Annotated in this window: 13 protein-coding genes and 2 pseudogenes; 6 read left to right on the forward strand and 9 right to left on the reverse strand. The window is 73.8% G+C overall.

What is annotated here, in order from left to right:
* Positions 1 to 137: 137 nt before the first annotated feature.
* On the reverse strand, positions 138 to 1,205 hold the full coding sequence (locus tag ACFV61_RS15535; RefSeq protein ID WP_244293338.1) for an alpha/beta hydrolase family protein: 1,068 nt from the start codon (positions 1,203 to 1,205) through the stop codon (positions 138 to 140).
* A 425-nt stretch (positions 1,206 to 1,630) separates the two neighbouring features.
* Between ACFV61_RS15535 and ACFV61_RS15540 the strand changes: the two genes are divergently transcribed.
* Complete coding sequence (locus tag ACFV61_RS15540) at positions 1,631 to 2,374, forward strand: SDR family oxidoreductase (protein ID WP_063347336.1); 744 nt, start codon at positions 1,631 to 1,633, stop codon at positions 2,372 to 2,374.
* A 23-nt stretch (positions 2,375 to 2,397) separates the two neighbouring features.
* Here ACFV61_RS15540 and ACFV61_RS15545 read toward each other — a convergent pair whose 3' ends face one another.
* The 5 genes and pseudogenes from ACFV61_RS15545 to ACFV61_RS15565 form a co-directional block, all read right to left on the reverse strand.
* The gene (locus ACFV61_RS15545; RefSeq protein ID WP_380492073.1) at positions 2,398 to 3,930 is read right to left on the reverse strand and encodes an AMP-binding protein; all 1,533 of its coding nucleotides are present in this window, start codon (positions 3,928 to 3,930) and stop codon (positions 2,398 to 2,400) included.
* A 264-nt stretch (positions 3,931 to 4,194) separates the two neighbouring features.
* Positions 4,195 to 5,934 carry a carbohydrate-binding module family 20 domain-containing protein gene (locus tag ACFV61_RS15550; RefSeq protein WP_380492075.1) on the reverse strand — a complete coding sequence of 580 codons (1,740 nt, stop codon included), beginning with the start codon at positions 5,932 to 5,934 and terminating at the stop codon, positions 4,195 to 4,197.
* A 254-nt stretch (positions 5,935 to 6,188) separates the two neighbouring features.
* Positions 6,189 to 6,908 (reverse strand): annotated as a pseudogene (locus ACFV61_RS15555) (putative Ig domain-containing protein); the annotation flags it as partial.
* A 213-nt stretch (positions 6,909 to 7,121) separates the two neighbouring features.
* Positions 7,122 to 7,739 (reverse strand): annotated as a pseudogene (locus ACFV61_RS15560) (serine protease); the annotation flags it as partial.
* A gap of 262 nt (positions 7,740 to 8,001) precedes the next feature.
* On the reverse strand, positions 8,002 to 8,961 hold the full coding sequence (locus tag ACFV61_RS15565; RefSeq protein WP_380492078.1) for a hypothetical protein: 960 nt from the start codon (positions 8,959 to 8,961) through the stop codon (positions 8,002 to 8,004).
* A 156-nt stretch (positions 8,962 to 9,117) separates the two neighbouring features.
* Here ACFV61_RS15565 and ACFV61_RS15570 point away from each other — a divergent pair, with 156 nt between their 5' ends.
* Positions 9,118 to 10,236: an alpha/beta hydrolase gene (locus ACFV61_RS15570; protein WP_380426906.1), complete on the forward strand. Its 1,119-nt coding sequence runs from the start codon at positions 9,118 to 9,120 to the stop codon at positions 10,234 to 10,236.
* 135 nt (positions 10,237 to 10,371) lie between these two features.
* A complete protein-coding gene (locus ACFV61_RS15575) occupies positions 10,372 to 13,038 on the forward strand; it encodes an ArnT family glycosyltransferase (protein ID WP_380492080.1) in 2,667 nt (888 codons plus the stop codon).
* Here ACFV61_RS15575 and ACFV61_RS15580 read toward each other — a convergent pair.
* The 3 genes from ACFV61_RS15580 to moaA form a co-directional block, all read right to left on the reverse strand.
* Positions 12,945 to 14,516 (reverse strand): alpha/beta hydrolase, encoded by a 1,572-nt coding sequence (locus tag ACFV61_RS15580; RefSeq protein ID WP_380492082.1) that lies wholly within the window; start codon positions 14,514 to 14,516, stop codon positions 12,945 to 12,947. The genes ACFV61_RS15575 and ACFV61_RS15580 overlap by 94 nt on opposite strands.
* A 60-nt stretch (positions 14,517 to 14,576) precedes the next feature.
* The gene (locus ACFV61_RS15585; protein WP_063347075.1) at positions 14,577 to 15,335 is read right to left on the reverse strand and encodes an HNH endonuclease family protein; all 759 of its coding nucleotides are present in this window, start codon (positions 15,333 to 15,335) and stop codon (positions 14,577 to 14,579) included.
* Between the two features lie 120 nt (positions 15,336 to 15,455).
* Positions 15,456 to 16,451 (reverse strand): GTP 3',8-cyclase MoaA, encoded by a 996-nt coding sequence (moaA, locus tag ACFV61_RS15590; protein WP_380426911.1) that lies wholly within the window; start codon positions 16,449 to 16,451, stop codon positions 15,456 to 15,458.
* A 146-nt stretch (positions 16,452 to 16,597) separates the two neighbouring features.
* Here moaA and ACFV61_RS15595 point away from each other — a divergent pair, with 146 nt between their 5' ends.
* The 3 genes from ACFV61_RS15595 (at position 16,598) to ACFV61_RS15605 (ending at position 19,405) form a co-directional block, all read left to right on the forward strand.
* Positions 16,598 to 17,209, forward strand: coding sequence for an NTP transferase domain-containing protein (locus ACFV61_RS15595; RefSeq protein ID WP_380345453.1), 612 nt, complete (start codon positions 16,598 to 16,600; stop codon positions 17,207 to 17,209).
* Positions 17,210 to 17,373: 164 nt separating this feature from the next.
* Positions 17,374 to 18,225 (forward strand): hypothetical protein, encoded by an 852-nt coding sequence (locus tag ACFV61_RS15600; protein ID WP_244293324.1) that lies wholly within the window; start codon positions 17,374 to 17,376, stop codon positions 18,223 to 18,225.
* A 241-nt stretch (positions 18,226 to 18,466) separates the two neighbouring features.
* Positions 18,467 to 19,405 (forward strand): hypothetical protein, encoded by a 939-nt coding sequence (locus ACFV61_RS15605; RefSeq protein WP_380492084.1) that lies wholly within the window; start codon positions 18,467 to 18,469, stop codon positions 19,403 to 19,405.
* The last annotated feature ends 42 nt before the right edge of the window (positions 19,406 to 19,447 follow it).

Consider the following 19,447-nt stretch of genomic DNA (forward strand, 5'->3'; position numbering starts at 1 on the left):
GCCGCCGGCGCGGCCCGCCCGCGGCGGCCCCCCCCGCGGCGGCCGGGCCGCCCCCGCCGCCCCCCCCCCCCCCCGGCGTGCGGGTCGTCGTGCGGGTCGCTGTACAGACGGCCGTACGGGTCGTCGCGCCGCTGGGATCAGTCGGCCTCCGGGCCCGCCAGGTTCTTGGTGAGCCACTGCAGCGTGTCCGGGATCATCTTCTTGAAGTCCGAGGTCAGGTGCTTGCCGCCGGGCTGCTCGTAGTACTCCAGCGACACCGGCGGGGCGGCCTTGGCGACCCAGCCCTTGACCAGCTTGGTCTCGTACGGGTTGGCGCCGCCCGCGGTGACCAGCATCTTCACGTCGGCCTTGCCCTGGGCGACCAGCACGTCGGGGTTGTTGGCCTGCCGCTCGGCGTCGTGGCCCTTCCACAGCCCCGAGTCGGGAACGTAGTAGCCGTCGATCGGGACGGCGGCCTTGTAGACGTCCGGGTGCTGGAGGGCGAGCTTGGCGCTGCAGAAGCCGCCGGTGGAGGCGCCCATCACGCCCCAGCCGTCGCGGCCCTTCACGGTGCGGAAGTTGGCGCGGACGAAGTCCGGGAGGTCCTGGGACATCCAGGTGCCCATCTTGGGCTGGCCCGGGATGTCGGAGCAGTCCAGCGCGTTGTGCTCGTCGCTGTTGAAGTTCTGCACCGGCATGATCATGATGAACGGGTGGGACTTGCCCGCCTTGACCAGCTGCTCGTTCTCCTCCTGGATCGGCAGCTGGTTGTCGGTCCAGGTGTTGTAGCCGTTGCTCTGGCCGCCCGCGAAGAGGGTGAGCACCGGGAAGCCGGTCTTGGCGAACTTGGGGTCGTTGTACTCGGGCGGCAGCCAGACCCAGACCTTGCCGGAGACGCCGGACTTCGCGCCGGTCACCGTGGTCATCATGATCGGACCGGCGGACGTGTCCCGAGCCTTGCTCAGGTTTGCGGCCGGACCGGTGGGCATCAGCACCTTCCCGGTGGCGGCCGCGGGCTCCGCGGTGGTGGGCGCGGGCGTACCGCCGCCACCCGCGCTGGGCGAGCCGCCCGTGGCAGCGGTACCGGTCGCACCCGGGGTGCCGGCCGCCTTGCCGCCGTCCCCCTTCCCGCCGCCGGAACTCCCGCAGGCCGCGAGCGAGGCGGCCAGGGCGAGCACGGCGGCGCCGGTCAGGACGGCGCGGGAACGGGACGACTGCCTAAGCACGGTGAGGACTCTCCGACCGATGACACGCCCGGTCCGTCTGACCGGGCTGTGGCCCCCCGGTGGGGCCGGACAGACCGGGGGCGCGGCGCTGGTGCGGTCCCCGGGGTGGCGGCGCGTCCCCCCTCGCGGTGGCGCGCCTTCCTGCGATCTTATGACGTGGACCGGGGTGGCCCGGTTGCGCGGTGGCCACCGGAAATCCAATGTTTGTTCGCGATCAGGTAAAGGCCTTCACCACTCCCCCCGAACGACGGGGGCCGGACGGCGGGGAGCACGGTCCGCGGCCTGTCCGGGGGTGCGAATTTTGGGGCCTTCGACCAGTGACGGCGGCCCCCGTATCCGCAACGATCGGCTCACGCCCGGAGCGAGCGAACCCCACCCCGGGGAACCCGAGCCCAGCCGAAACCGAGCAGACCCAGGAGAACGCCATGCCCCAGCAGATCGCCGTCGTCACCGGAGCCGGGAGCGGAGTGGGCCGGGCCGTGGCGGTCGAACTGGCCGCGGCCGGCTGGCGGCTGGTGCTGGCCGGCCGGCGGGCCGAGCTGCTGCGGGAGACCGCCCGCCTGAGCGGCACGCCGACCGCGGTGGTGCCGACCGACGTCACCGACCCGGCGGCGGTGGACGCGCTGTTCGCCGCAGCCGTCGAGCGCTTCGGCCGGGTGGACCTGCTGTTCAACAACGCCGGCACCTTCGGCGCGGCCGTGCCGGTGGAGGATCTGGAGGTCGAGGCCTGGCGGGCGGTGGTCGACCTCAACCTGACCGGGGCGTTCCTCTGCGCCCGGGCCGCGTTCCGGCAGATGAAGGCGCAGGACCCGCAGGGCGGCCGGATCGTCAACAACGGCTCGATCTCGGCGCACGTCCCGCGCCCGCACTCGATCGCCTACACCGCGACCAAGCACGCGGTCACCGGGCTGACCAAGTCGCTGTCGCTGGACGGCCGCCCGTACCGGATCGCCTGCGGGCAGATCGACATCGGCAACGCGGCGACCGACATGACCGCCGCGATGAGCACCGGGGTGCGACAGGCGGACGGGCGGCTCGCGGTCGAGCCGACCATGGACGTGGCCGACGTGGCCCGCACCGTCCGGCACATGGCCGAACTGCCGCTGGAGGCCAACGTGCAGTTCGCCACCGTGATGGCGACCGCCATGCCGTACGTCGGACGAGGTTAGAGCCTGCCGTCGGCCTCCCGCCGTCAGCCCGCCACGGCCTCGCGCAGCCGCTTCTTGTCCGGCTTGCCCACCGACGTCAGCGGGATCTCGTCCACGACGTGCAGGGCCTCCGGCGCGTAGATCCGCCCCTTGTGGGCCGTGACGAACGCGCGGACCTCCTCCAGGTCCGGCCGCTGCCCCGACGCGGCGACGACGGCGACGTGGACGTGCTCCGCCTCCTGCGCGTCGCGCACCCCGAAGACCGCGCACTGCGCGATCGCCGGGTGGGTGAGCAGCAGGTCCTCGACCTCGGACGGGTAGACGTGCCCGCCGACCACGATGATCTTGTCCTTGAGCCGGTCGGCCAGGTAGAGGTAGCCGTCCGCGTCGAAGTAGCCGATGTCGCCGGTGTTCAGCCAGCCGTCGCGCAGCACCTCGGCGGTCAGGTCGGGCCGCTTCCAGTACCCGGCCATGACGGTGTCCGAGCGGACGTGGATCTCGCCCTGCTCCCCCGTCAGCAGCTCGGTGCCGTCGGCGGATCGGATCGCCACCTCGATGCCCGGGAGGGGTCGGCCGACCGCGATCTGGCCGCCGTGCCCGACCCGGTCGTGCTCGTGCGGGGCGAGCATGCAGATGTTCTGCGCCTCCGACTGCCCGTAGCCGCTCCACAAGACCGGCCCGAACACCTTGAGCGCCTCGCGCACCCGGGTGGGCGAGGCCGCGCAGCCGCCGTACGAGACCCGGCGCAGGCTGGACAGGTCGGTGCGGCCGATCGCCGGGTGGTCGAGCAGCTGGTAGAGCAGCGGCGGCAGCACCCACAGGTCGGTGATGCGCTCGCGCTCGATCGCGGCCAGGACCTCGCCGGGGCCGAAGGACCGCTGGAGGACCACCGTGCCGCCGTGGTGGAGCGTCAGGTCGGAGAAGAGTCCGGCGAGGTGGGCGAGCGAGGTGGCGGCGAGGAAGCGGGGCGCCTCGCTCTCCATGCGGCCGGGGGTGTCGAAGACCTTCCGGTAGGCGCCGTGCAGGCTGCGGATGCCCTTCGGGATTCCGGTGGTCCCGCCGGTGTGCCGGATACCCCAGTCGTCGTCCGGGCCGACCCGGACGGCCGGCGGCTCGGCGGGCCGGTGGGCGGCGGCGGCGATCACGTCCTCGCCGATGGCCGCCGGTCCGGGGCCGAGACAAAGGACGGTCGGCACGTCGATCAGGGGCAGCAACTCGGCGGCCGCCGGGTACCGTTCGGCGTCGACGAGCAGGACGGCGGTGTCGACGCTCGTCGCGATCTCGGCCAGGGTCGAGGCGCTCATGCCGTCGTAGAGGTTCACCACCCGCGCACCCGCGAGGCCTGCCGCGTAACGGCCGCTCAGCGCCTCGGCGGTGTTGCCCGCGAGCAGGGTCACGGTGTCGCCGCGCACCACGCCCCGGGCGATGAGCTCGTGGGCGAGGCGGTAGGTGGCGGCGGCGAAGTCACCCGCGGTGAGTTCGATGCCGTCGGCGGTGGTGATGGCCCGCCGGTCGGGGTCGGCGGCGAGGGACTGAAGAATCAGGGCGGGAGCGCTGACGAACTCCGGTTCGTTCACGGCCACTTCTTCCTTGCAGTTTGCAACCATGTCCCCACCCTAACCCAACCCCACGTCCAGGGCCGGGAGTTAGACCCGATGGCGATCACTCGTCGTGCGAGTGGCGGTAGCGGAGAGGACGAGGGGGGTGGTTCTCATCCCGCGATCGTGTCAGCGCCGCCTCGCCGGCCGAGGTTTGAACCGGCACAGCCACCCGCACGAGGGACCCCCGTCAGGCCAGGCCGACGGGGGTCCAGGGGCGGCCCGAGGGTGGCCGGACAGGGCCTACGGCCGCCAGGTGTCGTTCAGGGTGGCCAGGCCCGAGGCCGGCGCGGTCGCCGTCCGGTTGGCCCCGGACTCCCAGGTCACCGCGCCGCTCGCGTCCTTGCGGACGTACTTGTACTGGAAGGCCGTGCCGGCCGGCAGCGTGAGCGACAGCGACCAGACCGGGTAGCCGGCCGAGGAGAGCGGCAGCGCCTTGGCCGGGTCCCAGCCGCCGAGCGCGGCGACGTCGCCGACCACGTAGACGTTCTGGCCGTTGACGGTGGTCGCGTTGACGTTGAACGAGGCGCCGGAGGTGCTGGCCGCCCCGCCCGGGACGTACAGCGCGATCGCGTCGCCCGCGCCGACCGTCGCGGTGAACTGCCCGTTGGCGCCCACCTGGTAGGTCGGGCCGGTGCAGCCGCCGCCCGGCTGCGGGTCGCCGTGCTGGATGTCGCAGTAGGTGCCGGCCGCGAGCCCGGTCTGGAAGGTCCGGGTGATCGGGCCGCTCTCGTGGTTGAGCGCGACGTAGCCCTTGTTGCCGCGGCCGAAGGCGATCGCGTTGTTGCCGTTGGACCACCAGTTGGTCACGCCGGTGCCCGCGACGGCGTTGCGGAAGCCGACCATGTTGGCGATCTGCCGCCAGGCGTGGGTGCAGTTCCAGCCGTCCTGGTAGCAGGCGTTGACGGTGCCGCCGTTGGGCGGGCCGTCGTCGTTGTTGGTGAAGGCGTAGCCGGAGTAGACGTTGGGCACGCCGTACGGCGAGGCGAGCAGGAAGACGTTGGCCAGCGTGTAGGTGTTGCCGTAGGTGTAGTTGAGGGTGGAGCCGTTGCGCTCGGTGTCCCAGTTGTCGATGAAGGAGCGCGCCTGCCCGCTCGGCAGGTACCCCCAGGAGGCGCCCCAGCCGGACAGGTTGGCGAGCTTGTCGCTGGTGAACATCCGCTTGAGGTCGGTGCCGACGCGGAACTCGTCGACGTCGCCGGTGCCGGTGTACTCGGTGGGCTGGACCGGTTCGCCGGCGCCGTAGATGACCTCCTGCACCCAGTAGGCCTTGGGGTTGGCCGTCTTCGCCTTGATCGCGGCGAGGTCGCCGGCGGCGATGTGCTTGGCGGCGTCGATCCGGTAGCCGTCGACGCCGAGGGAGCCCAGGTCGTCCAGGTAGCGGGCGATGGTCTGCTGGACGTACGCGCTGCCGGTGTCGAGGTCCGCGAGGTTGACCAGCTCGCAGTTCTGCACGTTGGAGCGGTCCTGGTAGTTGGTGATCGGCTGGCGGCAGGAGTGGAAGTCCTGGTCCTGGTAGGTGCCGGGGTAGGTGTACTTGGTGTACGCGGTGCCGCCGGTGCCGGTGCCGGAGCCGGCCGTCATGTGGTTGACGACGGCGTCGGCGATGACCTTGACCCCGGCGGTGTGGCAGGTGTCGACCATGTTCTTGAAGGACGTCCGGTCGCCGAGCCGCCCGGCGATCCGGTAGCTGACGGGCTGGTAGGAGGTCCACCACTGCGGGCCCTGGATGTGCTCCTGGGGCGGCGAGACCTCGACGAAGCCGTAGCCCTTCGGGCCGAGCGTCGAGGTGCAGGCCTGGGCGACGGAGTCGAAGCGCCACTCGAAGAGGGTGGCGGTGACGTCCTTGCCGTTGTTGGCGGGTGGGGCGGCCTGGGCGGCGGGGGCGCCGAGGGAGGTGGCGAGCGAGAGCGCCAGGGCCGCCGAGGCGGCGAGGGCGCCGGCCGCGCGGGCGGTCCGGCGGGTGGGGGCGGTGGTGACCACGTCGTCTCCTGGGGGGTGGCTGGGGTGGGGGCAGCCGGGGATGAGCTGTGCAGGAAGAGCTATGCAGGAAGTTTCTGTAACTTGCCGGAAACTTGCAGCGCTGAACCTAGGGCCGCCGGGAGGGAGCGTCAAGGGCCTGGGAGGAACGTTTCTGCACCACCTGGGCCCGGACGCACGACAAGGGCCCGACAGCCGTAGCCGCCGGGCCCCTCACCTGTCCTGGTTCACCGGGCCCGCGGGGGCCCGGTCCGGACTCAGCCGGTCTGGATGGAGGTGTCGTCGATCACGAAGCTCGTCTGCAGCGAGGCGTCCTCGGTGCCGGTGAACTTCAGGGTGACGCTCTGGCCCGCGTAGGACGAGAGGTCGAAGGTCCGCTGCTGGTAGCCCGCCGCGGCGTCCGCGTTGGAGTACGTCTTCAGCGTGGTGCCGTTCACCGACACGGCCAGCTTGTCGTACGCGGTGCTGCCCGACTCAGCGGTGTCGATGTGCAGCCAGAAGCTCAGCGTCGCCTTGCAGCCCGCCGGGATCGTCACCGTCTGCGCCAGCGTGTCGGTGTGCGAGGAACCGTAGCCGTTCAGCCACGCCTTCCACGAGCCACCGTGCGCCGCCTGCGAGGAGCTGTTGTCCACCACACCGGAGCTGGTCGTCCACGGCGCCGCCGAACCCGTCTCGAAGCCCGCGTTGCCCAGCAGCTGCGCCGGCGTGCAGGTACCGCCACCGCCACCGGTCACCGTCCACGTGAAGCTCGCCGTACCGGACTTGCCCGCCGAGTCCTTCACCGTCACCGTCACGCTCGACGAACCCGCCGCGGTGACGGTACCGGTGATCGCACCCGTCGAGGCGTTGATCGCCAGCCCGGCCGGCAGACCCGTCGCGCTGTACGACAGCGGCGCGGCACCACCGGAAGCGTTGATCTGGACGTTCACCGCACCGCCGACCGCCGTGGACTGGTCACCGGGGCTGCTGACGGAGACCGCGCCGCTGCCGGCCGGCTTGGTGAGCAGGCAGCCCGCCACGTTGAGGTCGATGACCCGGCCGTTGCCGAGGCACGTGGTGAACCAGTAGGTCTCCTCACCGTAGCTCTGGCCCTTGGTGGCCGTGGTGGTGCCGTCCGCGGCGACCTCGCACGGGTTGTCCAGGGTGCACATCTCACCGTTGTCGTTGCCGGTGTTGTTGATGCCGATGATCCGCCCGCTGGCGGAGTCGATGATCGGCGAACCGGAGGTGCCGTGCGTGGTGTTGCAGCCGGAGCTGTAGCGCAGCGAGTCGTGCCAGGTCCACTGGTCCTCGCGCAGGGTGGGCACGAACCCGTTGACGGAGCAGTTCCACACCTGCTTCCAGTACGAGGAGGGTATGTACATCGCGGCGCCGTCGGTCGGGTGCGTGTCGTTGACGGTCAGCGCGGTCGCGCCGTACTTGGAGCTGATCGAGCCGTAGGTGTCGGTGAGTTGGTAGAGCGCGACGTCGGTGCCGGTCATGGTCGCGTAGACGACCTTGTCGGCCTGGACGGTGCCGAGGCTGTTTCCGGCGCCGTCGAGCAGGGTGCCGCTGCGGCTCGCGCTCGCGTTCTGGATGACCTGGCCGGCCGTGGGCATGGTCGGCAGGCAGTGGCCGTTGGTGAGCATCAGGGCCCGGTCGCCAGCCACCGAGGTGGGGTAACGCACCAGCGAGGCCGAGCAGTTGCTCAGCGCGATGGTGGAGGTGAGGTCGCTGGCCTGGACGGCGTGCGCGGGGGCGGCGGCGAGGGTCAGCCCGCCCGCGACGACGGCGCCGACGCCGGCCATCGCGGCAAGTCTCTTGAACATGGCTCTCCTTGTGGGGGATCGCGGGGTGTACGACTAGTCGCCGAGGCCCGCGCCGCACGAAAGTGCCATGGTCACTTCAAGTGGTCAACCGTATTGGCCGAACTCGCCGACGGCAATCGTCCGTTGCGGCCCGGGGCGGCAACCATCCGCCCCGGTATGCCCGTTAAGGGCGGGCGCAGTGGCACCCCACGGCACCGGCCGTGCCCGCCCGTCGGGGCGTCATATCCGCCCGCCCACCCGTCCGCTCGCCCGCTCGCGGGGGCTACGGCTGCGGGAAGGAGTTCTCGTCCACCTCGTCGGTCTTGGCGTTGCCGCCGACCGTCGGCTGGAGGGTGATCGACCAGGATGTCGCGGTGCGCCCGGTCTCGAACGCCAGCGTGTCCTGGAACTTGGTGAACCGGCAGCTCTGCGTGAACGCCTTCGTGTCGGAGTCCCAGTCCACCCCGCCCGCGAAGTACACCTCGTACGTGCCGTCCTCGACGCCCTCGATGCTGGCCTTCTGCCCCTTGGCCACGTACACCGAGTGCACCGACTTGCCGTTCAGCGCGAGCGAGACGACCGCGTCCCCCCTGCCGCCGTTGTCGACCTTGAACACGCCCTCGCCGCGCAGCCGCCCCTCGCGCACCAGGGTGCCGTTGTCCAGCGAACGGGACTGCTGCTTGGGGGTCTGCGGGACGGCGAAGGTCGTCGGGTAGCCGGCCGCCGCCATCTTGGCCAGGGCCGCCGACACCGCCGCCAGGCCCTCCGAGGCGCCCAGTTCGGCCTGCGCGGAGCCCACCGCGCAGACGCCCCTGCTCTTGATGTCGCCGCGGACCTTCGTCGCGTCGGTGGCCAGCGAGGTCAGCGCCCTCACCAGCTCGGTCTGCGCCGTCGTGACCGCGGCCGGCTCGTCCGCCAGGCCCAGGCTCCGCCCGGCCGTCCGCGCGCTGGTGGCGATGCCGCCGAGGACGCCGTCGAGGTCGCCCAGGGTCTTGGCCCCGGCCACCTGGCCGAGCGCGGTGTTCACCGGGTCGATGGTCGTGCCGAGCACCGGGCCGTACGGCGGCGGCGTCGGGGTGGGGGTCGGCGTCCGCGTCGGCGCGGGCAGGGCCGGGGCCGCGCCGGTGGACGGCCCGCCCACGGCGCTCCCCCCGCCGCCCCCGCTCCCCCTGGTACCGCTGGAGCAGGCCGCGAGCAGCAGTACGGTGCCGACGGCCAGACCGGCCTTGGTGATGGACTTCATGAATCCCGCCCCGGTGACGCCCCGCGCACACAGCGTGCACGTGTCCGCCGCCATGCTGGCGGCCCCGCCCGGCGCGGTCAACCGGATTCCGAGGGCGTGCGGAGGGCGTGCAGGGGGCGCCCGGGGGCGCTGATCGAGGTCAACTACGATCGGAGCGTGCTCAGCCTCACCGGATTCCCCCTCCAGATCGTCGCCTCGGTCGTCGCGATCCTCGTCTTCGGCGCCACCATGTGGCTCTGGCCGCGCTTCGGCGGGAAGGGCTGGAAGTCCTGGACGGGCCGGATCGGCGCCTTCCTCGCCACCCAGATCGCCGTGCTGGTCGCCATGGGCCTGATCGCCAACGGCTACTTCGGCTTCTACAGCTCCTGGAGCGACCTGCTCGGCACCGACGGCAAGCCGGGCACGGTCGTCGACCACACGCCGAACGCCTCCGTGGCCGTCACCGGCGAGCAGAAGTTCTACTCGGCCCAGGGCTCGGACCGGGAGCGCTCCGGGCTGATCCAGCAGGTCGCCGTCAAAGGAGCCTCGACCGGCCTGAGCACCGAGGCGTTCGTCTACCTCCCCCCGCAGTACTTCCAGCCGGACTACGCGCAGCAGCGGTTCCCGATGGCCCTGGTGCTCACCGGCTACCCGGGCACCCCGGAGAAGCTGATCTCGCTGATGCAGTACCCGGCCTCCACCCTCACCGCGATCGAGCAGAAGAAGCTGCCGCCGACCGTCCTGGTGATGATGCGCCCCACGGTCGTCGGCAACCGGGACACCGAGTGCGTCGACGTGCCGGGCGGCCCCCAGGCGGAGACCTTCTTCACCACCGACCTGCCCAAGGCGCTCGCCACCACCTACCGGCTCGGCACCGACCCGGCGAGCCGCGCCGTCATCGGCAACTCGACCGGCGGCTACTGCGCGCTCAAGTTCGCGATGCGCAAGCCCGACGCCTACCGCGCCGCGGTCGCGCTCTCCGGCTACTACAGCGCGGCGCACGACGAGACCACCGGCGACCTCTTCGGCGGCAACGACCAGCTGAAGCAGCAGAACGACCTGCTGTGGCGGCTGAAGAACCAGCCGGCCGCCCCCGTCTCCCTGCTGCTCACCACCAGCTACGACGAGAACAACTACGCCGACACCCAGGCCATGGTCGGCGCCTTCAAGGCCCCCACCAAGGTGTCCACCATCACCCTGGACACCGGCGGCCACAACTTCCACACCTGGACCCGGGAGATCCCCCCGGCCCTGGAGTGGCTCGGCCAGCACCTCACCATGCCGAAGGCCGCCTGACCACGCCGAAGGCCGCCTGACCGATCCCCCGGCGGCCCGCCCGATCACCCGATCACCCGATCGCCCCCGCAGATCACACCCGTCTCACAGCGTCGTCTCACGCTCCTCTCAGCCGCACCACGCACGGTATGGCGCATGACCACGACCAGCTACTCCACTCCGGCCGGCGAACCGTGGCCCGAGGCCGCGGACTTCCCGCCGCCGGAGGTGCCGCAGCCGGACCCAGCCCGGCCGGACCCGGCGCCGCTCTTCCCCGAGCAGCCCCTGCCGCCCGCCGGCCCCAAGGGCCCCGCCTCCTGGTCCGGCCGGCTGCGCACCCTCCCCGCCCGCGCCTGGCGCGGCCGCGCGGACGACCCTCGCTGGGTGCGCCCGGCCCTGCTGGCACTGCTGGCCGCGACCGTCGTCCTCTACCTCTGGGGCCTGAGCGCCTCCGGCTGGGCCAACGCCTTCTACTCGGCCGCCGTCCAGGCCGGCAGCCAGAGCTGGAAGGCCTTCTTCTTCGGCTCCTCCGACGCCGGGAACTTCATCACCGTCGACAAGCCCCCGATGTCGCTGTGGCCGATGGCCCTCTCAGTGCGGGTCTTCGGCCTGTCCTCCTGGTCCGTGCTCGCCCCGCAGGCCCTGATGGGCGCCGCCACCGTCGGCGTCGTGTACGCGACGGTGCGCCGGCGCTTCTCCCCGCTCGGCGGCCTGCTCGCCGGGACCGCCCTGGCGCTCACCCCGGTCGCGGCGCTGATGTTCCGCTTCAACAACCCCGACGCGCTGCTGGCCCTGCTGCTCACCCTGGCCGCGTACGGGCTGGTGCGGGCCATCGAGGCGGCGGGCACCCGGTGGCTGGTGTTCACCGGGGCGATGTTCGGCCTGGCCTTCCTCACCAAGACCCTGCAGGCCTTCCTCGTGCTGCCCGCCTTCGCGCTGGTCTACCTGGTCGTCGCGCCCACCGGCCTGTGGCGGCGGGTGCGGCAGCTGCTGCTCGCGGGCGCGGCCATGGTGGTCGCGGGCGGCTGGTGGGTCGCGGTGGTCGAACTGCTGCCGGCCTCGGCCCGCCCGTACGTCGGCGGCTCGCAGGACGACAGCTTCCTCTCCCTCACCTTCGGCTACAACGGCCTCGGCCGGATCAACGGCGACGAGACCGGCAGCGTCGGCGGCGGCGGGCGGCTCCCGGCCGGGCTCGACCTGCCGGCCGGGGCGATGCGCGGCGGCCGCGGCTGGGGCCAGACCGGCCTCACCCGGCTGTTCGGAAGCGACATCGGCGGGCAGATCGCCTGGCTGCTGCCGGCCGCGCTGATCCTGCTGGTCGCCGCCCTGTGGGCGACCCGCCGCTACGCCCGCACCGACACCGCCCGCGCGGCGTTCCTGGTCTGGGGCGGCGCGATGCTGTCCACCGCGCTGGTGTTCAGCTTCATGTCCGGGATCTTCCACCAGTACTACACGGTGGCGCTCGCCCCGGCCGTCGCGGCGCTGGTCGGCATGGGCGTGGACGGCCTGTGGCGGGCCCGGCACCGGCTTCCGTGGGCGCTGGTGCTGGCCGGCACCCTCGCGGTGACGGCGGTGTGGGCGTTCGTCCTGCTCGGGCGGAGCTCGGAGTTCGTGCCCTGGCTGCGCTGGGCGGTGCTGGTCGGCGGGCTGGTGGCGTCGGCCGCGCTGGTCGCCGGACAGCTGGCCGGGCGGGCCGACGGGCGGCTCGGCGCCCGGATCGCCTCGGTCGCCGGCCTGGTCGGCCTGGCGGCGGCGCTCGGCGGGCCCGCCGCGTACGCGGTGGACACCGTCGGCACGGCGCACAGCGGCTCCATCGTGACGGCCGGGCCGGCCGTCCAGGGCGCCTCCGGTCCGGGCGGCGGCGGCCGGCACGGCGGGCAGGGCTTCGCGGGCAACGGGCGGACGTTCCAGCCCGGCCAGAACGGCGGCGGGCAGAACGGCGGCGCACCCGGCTTCCCCGGCGGCGGCGGGCAGCACGGCGGCTGGCCGGGCGGCCAGGGCGGCGGCAACGGGTTCAACGGCGGCAGCGGCGGCGGCCAGGGCGGCTTCAACGGCGGCAACGGCGGCTGGCCGGGCGGCGGTTCGGGCAAGGGCCCGGGCAGCAGCAACGGTCACCGCGAGCGCGGCACGGGCGCCAACCCCGGCACCGCCAACCCGGGCACCGGCAGCCCCGGCAACCCCGGCAGCGGCGAGGACCCCGGCACCTTCGGCCCCGGCGGCATGGGCGCCACGGGCGGCATGGGCGGCCTGCTCGGCGGCACCAAGGTGAGCGAGGAGGCCTCCGCCCTGCTCAAGGAGAGCGCCGGCCAGTACACCTGGGCGGCCGCCACCAGCGGCTCACAGAACGCCGCCAGCTACCAACTCGCCACCGGAGAGCCGGTGATGGCCCTCGGCGGCTTCAACGGCACCGACCCCTCGCTCAGCCTGGCCGGCTTCCAGAAGTACGTCCAGGAGGGCAAGGTGCACTGGTTCATCGCCGGCGGCTCCCACCGCGGCTTCGGCGGGGCCGAGAGCGGACAGGGCGACACCGGGGAGAAGGAGTCGGAGACCTCCCAGATCGAGAGCTGGGTGACGAGCCACTTCACCGCGAAGACGGTCGGCTCCACCACCTTCTACGACCTGACGGCCCCGACCTCCTTCCCTCCCCACCCCCGGGGGCGCCCCGCAGCCGGCGGTGCGCCCCTTCGCGTTGCCCCCTGGAAAGCCCCCGTCGGCCCCGGCAGTCCCCGTCAGGCGGAGGGGCAGTGCGTCCCGGCGGCGGGCAGCGTGCCGTCCACCAGGAACGCGGCCACCGCGTCCCGCACGCACCCGCTCTTGTCGTAGCCGGTGTGCCCGTCGCCGTCCCGGGTGAGCAGGACGGCGTCGGCGAGGTTGGAGGCCATCCGCTGCGCCCACGGGTACGGCGTGACCGGGTCGGCGGTGGAGCCGATCACCAGGATCGGGGCGCTGCCCTCGGCCCGGATCGGGGCGGGCCGTTCGGCGGTGCGGTAGGGCCAGGAGCGGCAGTCCGGGGCGAACAGCGCAGCCGAGGTGTCGTGCCGGCTCATCAGCGGGGCGCGGGCGGCGAGTTCGGCGCGGTCGGTGCGCAGGTCCCCGGCGGTGGGGGCCATCAGGGCGTCCGCGCAGCTGATGGCGGCGAAGGCGTCCGCCGCGGTGGAGTAACCGCCGTCCTCGGCGCGGCCGTTGGCGCCGTCGGCGAGGGCGAGCAGTTCGGTGGCGTCGCCGCGGGTAATCGCCGGGTCGAGGGCCTGGCGCAGCCGCTCCCAGGAGCGGTGGCCGTCGTAGAGGGTGTCGAGGGTGCCGTTCCAGGCCAGGGTGGCGGTGAGGCGGCGGCCGTCGGCGGCGGGCAGCGGGTGTGCGCGCAGGCCGTCCAGGAAGTCGGCGAGCCGCTGCGGGGCGGCGGCGCGGTCGCGGCCGAGGGGGCAGTCGTCGCGGCCCGCGCAGTCGGCGGCGAAGTCCCGCAGCGCGGTCTCGGTGGCGGCGGCGGCCTCGACGTTCAGCCGGACCGGGTCGAGGCTGCGTTCGAAGGCGCCGTCCAGGGCGAGGCGGCCGGTGCGGGCGGGGAACTCCTCGGCGTAGAGGGCGCCCAGGTAGGTGCCGTAGGAGCTGCCGAGGAAGTCGAGCCGCCGTTCGCCCAGGGCGCCGCGCAGCACGTCGAGGTCGCGGGCGGTGTCGCGGGTGGAGAGGTGGGGCAGCAGCGTGGCGTACCGGGCCTGGCAGGCGTCGGCGAGCACCCGGCCGCGGTCGTAGCCGGGGTCGTCGGTGCTGGTCCACTCGTCCCGGGTGCGGTCGTCGAGGCAGTGCACGGGGGTGGTGCGGCCGGCGCCGCGCGGGTCGAAGCCGACCAGGTCGAAGTGGTCGGAGAGGGTGCCGCGGTAGTCCTCCCAGCCCCAGACCACCCGGTCCACGCCGGAGTTGCCCGGCCCGCCGGGGTTGAGCACCAGTGCGCCGATCCGCCGGTCGGCCTCGGTGGCGCGGATCCGGGAGACGGCGACGTCGATCGTCTCGCCGCCCGGATCGGCGTAGTCCAGCGGGACCTTGAGTCCGGTGCACTGCGCGACCGGCTCCCCGGCCGGGCGCTCAGGCCGGTCCGGGCAGTCCTTCCAGTCCAGCGGCTGGAGGTACAGGGCCGCGAGCGCGGGGGCGGCCGTGCCGGGCACCAGGTCCTGGGGCCGGGCCGCGGCCGCGGTGCCGGGCCGGCGGGCGCCCGGGTCCGAGGGCCCGGTGCAGCCCGCGGCGAGCACGAGGAGGGCGACGGTGAGCAGGGCGCGGAGCGGGCGGCGGGGGTTCGACGAGTGCACCGCCCACGAATACCACCCGGCGCCCGCTCCCGTCACACCAGCATCTGCCGTAACGATTCCTCAGCCTCCGCACTGCTGCAGCATGGCCTGCTTGTCGGCCACGGTGACGGGGAGCTGGTACTTCAGGGAGACCTGGGCGAAGCGGACGGCGTACGAGCAGCGGACGGCGGTGTTGGCGGGGAGCCAGGAGGCCGGGCCGGAGTCGCCCTTGGAGGCGTTCTGCGAGCCGTCGGCGGGGATCAGGTTGAGCGGGTCGTTGGCGATCTGGACGCGCTTGGCCTTGTCCCACTTGGCGGCGCCCAGCTGCCAGTCGTAGGACAGCGGCATCACGTGGTCGATCTGGATCTTCGTGGCCTGCTGCTTGGTCCACTGGACGTTCTTGCCGGTGTACGGGTCGTAGATGGTCATCGCGGTGACGACGCAGTTCGAGCCGTCCTTGCGCTCGACGGCGGTGCCGTCGCGGGCGAGCAGGTCGTTGCGGGTGTCGCAGTTGTTGTGGCCGAGCGGGACGCCGTCGACGTTGTCCGTCCAGGCGGGGCCGAACTCGTTGCGGTCGTAGCCGTCCTTGGGGCCGGCGGCGGCGGTGGCGACCTTGGCTATCACGTCGCGGCCCGCCTTCTGCTCCTCCGGCGTGGTCAGCGGGGCCAGGCCGGGCTTGGTGCCGTCCGGGTTCTGCAGCGGGCTGGTGCCCAGGCCCCCGGCGGGCGCGGCGGAGTCGCCGCTCTTGTGGTCACGGCCGCCCAGCAGCCAGCCGGCCAGCGCGAGCGCGCATATCAGGAACACGGTGGCGGCGGACAGGGCGGTGCGGCGGGCGGGCACGGATAACTCCCGGGATCTGGGGCGGGTTGACGGCGAACCAGCAGATCAGCCACCCCGAGAGCAGGTCAAGGCGGCGCCACGCGAACCCCGCCCACCATGTCGAAGCTCACACCCCGGGCGTCAGCCGCCGATGGCGGACATCGGGCGGTCGGGCCGGACGAAGTCGTCGGAGTTGACGGCGTGTCCGGGCCCCTTCCCGGCCACCGAGGCCCGCCAGGCCGCCTCGATCCGGTCGTCGTCCGCGCCGCCGCGCAGCAGCGCGCGCAGATCGGACTCCTCCGTCGCGAACAGGCAGTTGCGCAACTGGCCGTCGGCGGTGAGCCGCACCCGGTCGCAGCCCCCGCAGAACGGGCGGGTCACGGAGGCGATCACCCCGATGACGGCGTCCGTGCCCGCGACCCGCCACTCCTCCGCCGGGGCGTTGCCCCGCCGGCCCACGGGCAGCAGATCGAAGCGCTCCCCGAGCCGCTCCAGGACCTCCGCGGCGGTGACCATCGCCGAACGGTCCCAGGCGCCCTGCGCGTCCAACGGCATCGACTCGATGAACCGCATCCGGTACCCGTGCTCCACCGCGAAGGCCGCCAGCTCCGGGATCTCGTCCTCGTTCACCCCGCGCACCGGCACCGCGTTCACCTTCACCGGCCCCAGCCCCGCCGCCCGCGCCGCCGCCAGGCCCGCGAACACGTCCGCGATCCGGTCCCGCCGCGTGATCCGCGCGAACCGCTCCGGGCGCAGCGTGTCCAGGCTGACGTTCACCCGCTCCAGCCCCGCCGCCCGCAGCGCCACCGCCGTGCGGGCCAGCCCGATCCCGTTCGTCGTCAACGACACCTCCGGCCCCAGCGCGGCGATCCGCCCCACCAGGTCCGGCAGGCCCCGCCGCAACAGCGGCTCCCCGCCGGTCAGCCGCACCGAGGCGATCCCCAGCCGCCCGACCGCGATCCGCACCAGCCGCACCACCTCGTCGTCGCCCAGCGCCTGCGCCCTCGGCAGCCAGTCCAGGCCCTCGGCCGGCATGCAGTAGGTGCAGCGCAGGTTGCAGCGGTCGGTCAGCGAGACCCTCAGGTCGGTGTGGACCCGGCCGAAACGGTCCAGCAGCGGGCGCGGTGCGGTGTTCATCGACCCAGTACAGGGGCCGGCGGGCCGCAGGACCAGCGGCCGAACCGCCGGGGGGCGGCCACCACCTGCGGGTTCCCCTTGTGCATTCGTACAACTGTGGGTTCGTACGGCTGCGCGGCGGCGGCCCCGGCGGGCAGGCTGGGCCCATGCAGACCACCGAAGACCGAACCGGGCCCGTCGCCGCACTGGTGCTCGCCGCCGGGGGCGGGCGACGCCTCGGCGGGCGGCCCAAGGCCCTGATCCGGTACGCGGGCCGCCCGCTGGTCGAGCACGCGGTGGCGGTGGTGCGGGCGGGCGGCTGCGCGGACGTCACGGTGGTGCTGGGCGCGGCCGGCGAACGCGTCCGCTCCACGGCGCACCTGCCGGGCTGCCGGCTGGTGGCCAACCCGGACTGGGCGGGCGGCATGGGCTCCTCGCTGCGCGTCGGGCTGGCCGCGCTGGCGCCGGAGGTGTCGGCGGTGCTGGTGATGCTGGTGGACACCCCGGGCGTCACCGCGGCCGCGGTGGCCCGGCTGCTGGCCGCGCACCGGGCCGGCGCGGAACTGGCCGCGGCGGCCTACGCAGGGCGGCGCGGGCACCCGGTGCTGATCGGCGCCCGGTACTTCGCGCAGGCGGCCGCGGGCGCCTGCGGCGACGCCGGGGCCCGCACCCTGCTGGCCGCGCACCCGGACGCGGTCACGCTGGTCGAGTGCGCCGACGTCGCCGTCCCGGACGACCTGGACACCCCCGCCGACCTGGCCCGCTGGTCCGCCGGCTGACCGCACCCCGCCGGCCCGGGTGCCCGAAGCACCCGTGGCGGGCACCGGCCGGGCGCACACCCCTGATCCGACCCTGAGGATTGCCCCATTCCGCGCCAAGGACCCACCGTTTCGGGGAGCATGGAAACCGTTCCACCACCCGACTCGAACGGACGGAGCCCGCGATGGCCGGACTGCCCGACGACTTCACCGGACACGACCCCGCGAGGCCAGGGCACGGGGCGGGCGGTGGCGCCCGGGCGATCCGCTGCCCCGCCTGCCGCCGCGAGCACCTCTACGAGCCGCCGTCGCTGCCCTGTCCGTGCGGCGCCTCGCTGAAGGTGCCGCTGCTGCGCGGCGGGGTGCCGGTGCAGGTGCGGTTCCGCTCCTGGGAGGACTCCTGGCTGAGTATGCGCTGTCCGCACTGCGGCCGCTCCGACCAGTGGCCGCAGCCCGAGTTCACCTGCAACTGCGGCGCCACCGTCCGGCTGCCGGTGGACCGCACCACCCGGCTCGGCGGCGGCACGGCCGGCCCGCTCGCCACCCCCGGCCCGCAGGCCTCCCGCCCGTACCCGGCCCACCCGATGAGCACCCCGGTGCCCGCCCCGCCCGGCGGCTCCGGCGGCCAGCCCAAGCCGTTCCGCCACCGCGCGCCGTTCCGCCCGCACCCGGTGCGCACCTCGCAGGACGCGGTCTTCACCGCCGCCCGCTACCTGGAGTGGCTCGGCTTCGACGACCTGGAGCTGACCGAGGCCCAGGAGCGCGACGGGGTGACCCTGCTGGGCAGCCGGATGGTCGCCCAGGTGGACACCTGGACCGAGCCGGCCGACGTGAAGTCGGTCGAGTGCCTGTGGCTGCAGACCCTGCACGCCGAGGAGATGGCCGCCGCCATGTTCACCCTGGCCGGCTACTCCCACCAGGCCACCGTGCGCGGCGAACAACTGCTGGTCGCCCTGTTCAGCCTGGACCTGGCGGGGGTGCCGCAGCCCGCCAACGGCGCCGCCGAGGCCCTGATGGAAACCGGCTGGACGTCCTGACCGACCGGAGGCCACCGGGGCGCATCCGCCAGGGCGCGCCCTGCGGATCAGGCCGGACAGGGCCTAGATCATTTTCCCCGCGAATGCAAGAACCTCCGCTCGTGATCTGGTGCACAAGCTCACCCCCGTGTTGAATTGCCGCCACAGCGCGGGCCCTTGCGCTGCCGTCGCCGTGCCGCCGACAGTCGACGGCGGCGACGCCGGGCAGGGCCGCGCCCCGCTGGATGGCGCACACAAGGAGGTGGCGTTGTCAGAGCACGGATGGGGCCCGAACGGCCCGAACGGGCGGGGGCGGGCGGCAGCGGAGGAGCCGGGCGACACCGTGTGGCGACTGAGGTCCCGGGGGTGCTGGCAGGAGGCGGCCGAACTGCTGCGCCCGGCCGCCGAACAGGACCCGACAGCGGCCCTGGCACGGGCCGAACTCCTCATCGAGCAGTGCCTGTTCACCGCCGCACAGTGGACCCAGGCGGAACAGGCGCTGCGCCTCGCGGAGGCCGTGGTGGCCAGCACCGAGCAGCGCGCGGCCGCAGCCTGCGCCCGCGGCTTCCTGGCGTACGTGGCCAGCGTGCTCGGCCCCCGGGACCGACTGGACGAGGCGCAGGCCGCGCTCGGACGCACCTCGGCACTGCTGCCGCCGGACGCGCCGGGCCGCCCACTGCTGGACTTCCGGCGCGGACTGGTCGCCGAGAACCTGCTGCGCGACCGCGGCGCCGCCTGGATCGCCTACCGCCGGGCGCACGACGGCGCGGGCGAACGCGGGGACGAACTGCTGCGCTCGTACACCTGGCGCCACCTGGCGGCGCTGGCCCTGGCCCGCGGGGACCGCGACCACGCCCGCGAGGGCTTCGACGCCTCGCTACGGCTGCGCGAGCAACTCGGCTTCACGGTGGGGGTGGCGCCGGCGCTCGCGGCGCTCGCCGAGGTGTCCGAACCGGCCGAGGCCGCCCGGTTGCGCGCCGAGGCGGCCCGGCTCGTCCACGCCCTGGGCGGCGTGCCGGTCTGGCTCGCGCGCCAGTTGGGCACCACCCGCACGCCGGGGCCTCTCCCGGACGGGGCCCGCACGCCGGGGCCTCTCCCGGACGGGGCCCGCACGCCGGGGCTCCCCCCGGGCGGGGCCCACACGCCGGGGCCTCCCCCGGACGGGCGCATCACCCGCGAGACCTGGGGGACAATCAGCTAAGGTGAGCCTAACCTGGCCGGGGTGAGCAGTACCCCGGCCGGG

Origin of the sequence: Kitasatospora sp. NPDC059817 (assembly GCF_042731835.1) — a bacterium.
GTDB lineage: Bacteria > Actinomycetota > Actinomycetes > Streptomycetales > Streptomycetaceae > Kitasatospora.

Coding starts and splice junctions, on each gene's coding strand:
- moaA (WP_380426911.1), bottom strand. CDS start 16,451: ATGAACACCGCACCGCGCCCGCTGCTGGACCGTTTCGGCCGGGTCCAC.
- ACFV61_RS15565 (WP_380492078.1), bottom strand. CDS start 8,961: ATGAAGTCCATCACCAAGGCCGGTCTGGCCGTCGGCACCGTACTGCTG.
- ACFV61_RS15600 (WP_244293324.1), top strand. CDS start 17,374: ATGGCCGGACTGCCCGACGACTTCACCGGACACGACCCCGCGAGGCCA.
- ACFV61_RS15575 (WP_380492080.1), top strand. CDS start 10,372: ATGACCACGACCAGCTACTCCACTCCGGCCGGCGAACCGTGGCCCGAG.
- ACFV61_RS15595 (WP_380345453.1), top strand. CDS start 16,598: ATGCAGACCACCGAAGACCGAACCGGGCCCGTCGCCGCACTGGTGCTC.
- ACFV61_RS15540 (WP_063347336.1), top strand. CDS start 1,631: ATGCCCCAGCAGATCGCCGTCGTCACCGGAGCCGGGAGCGGAGTGGGC.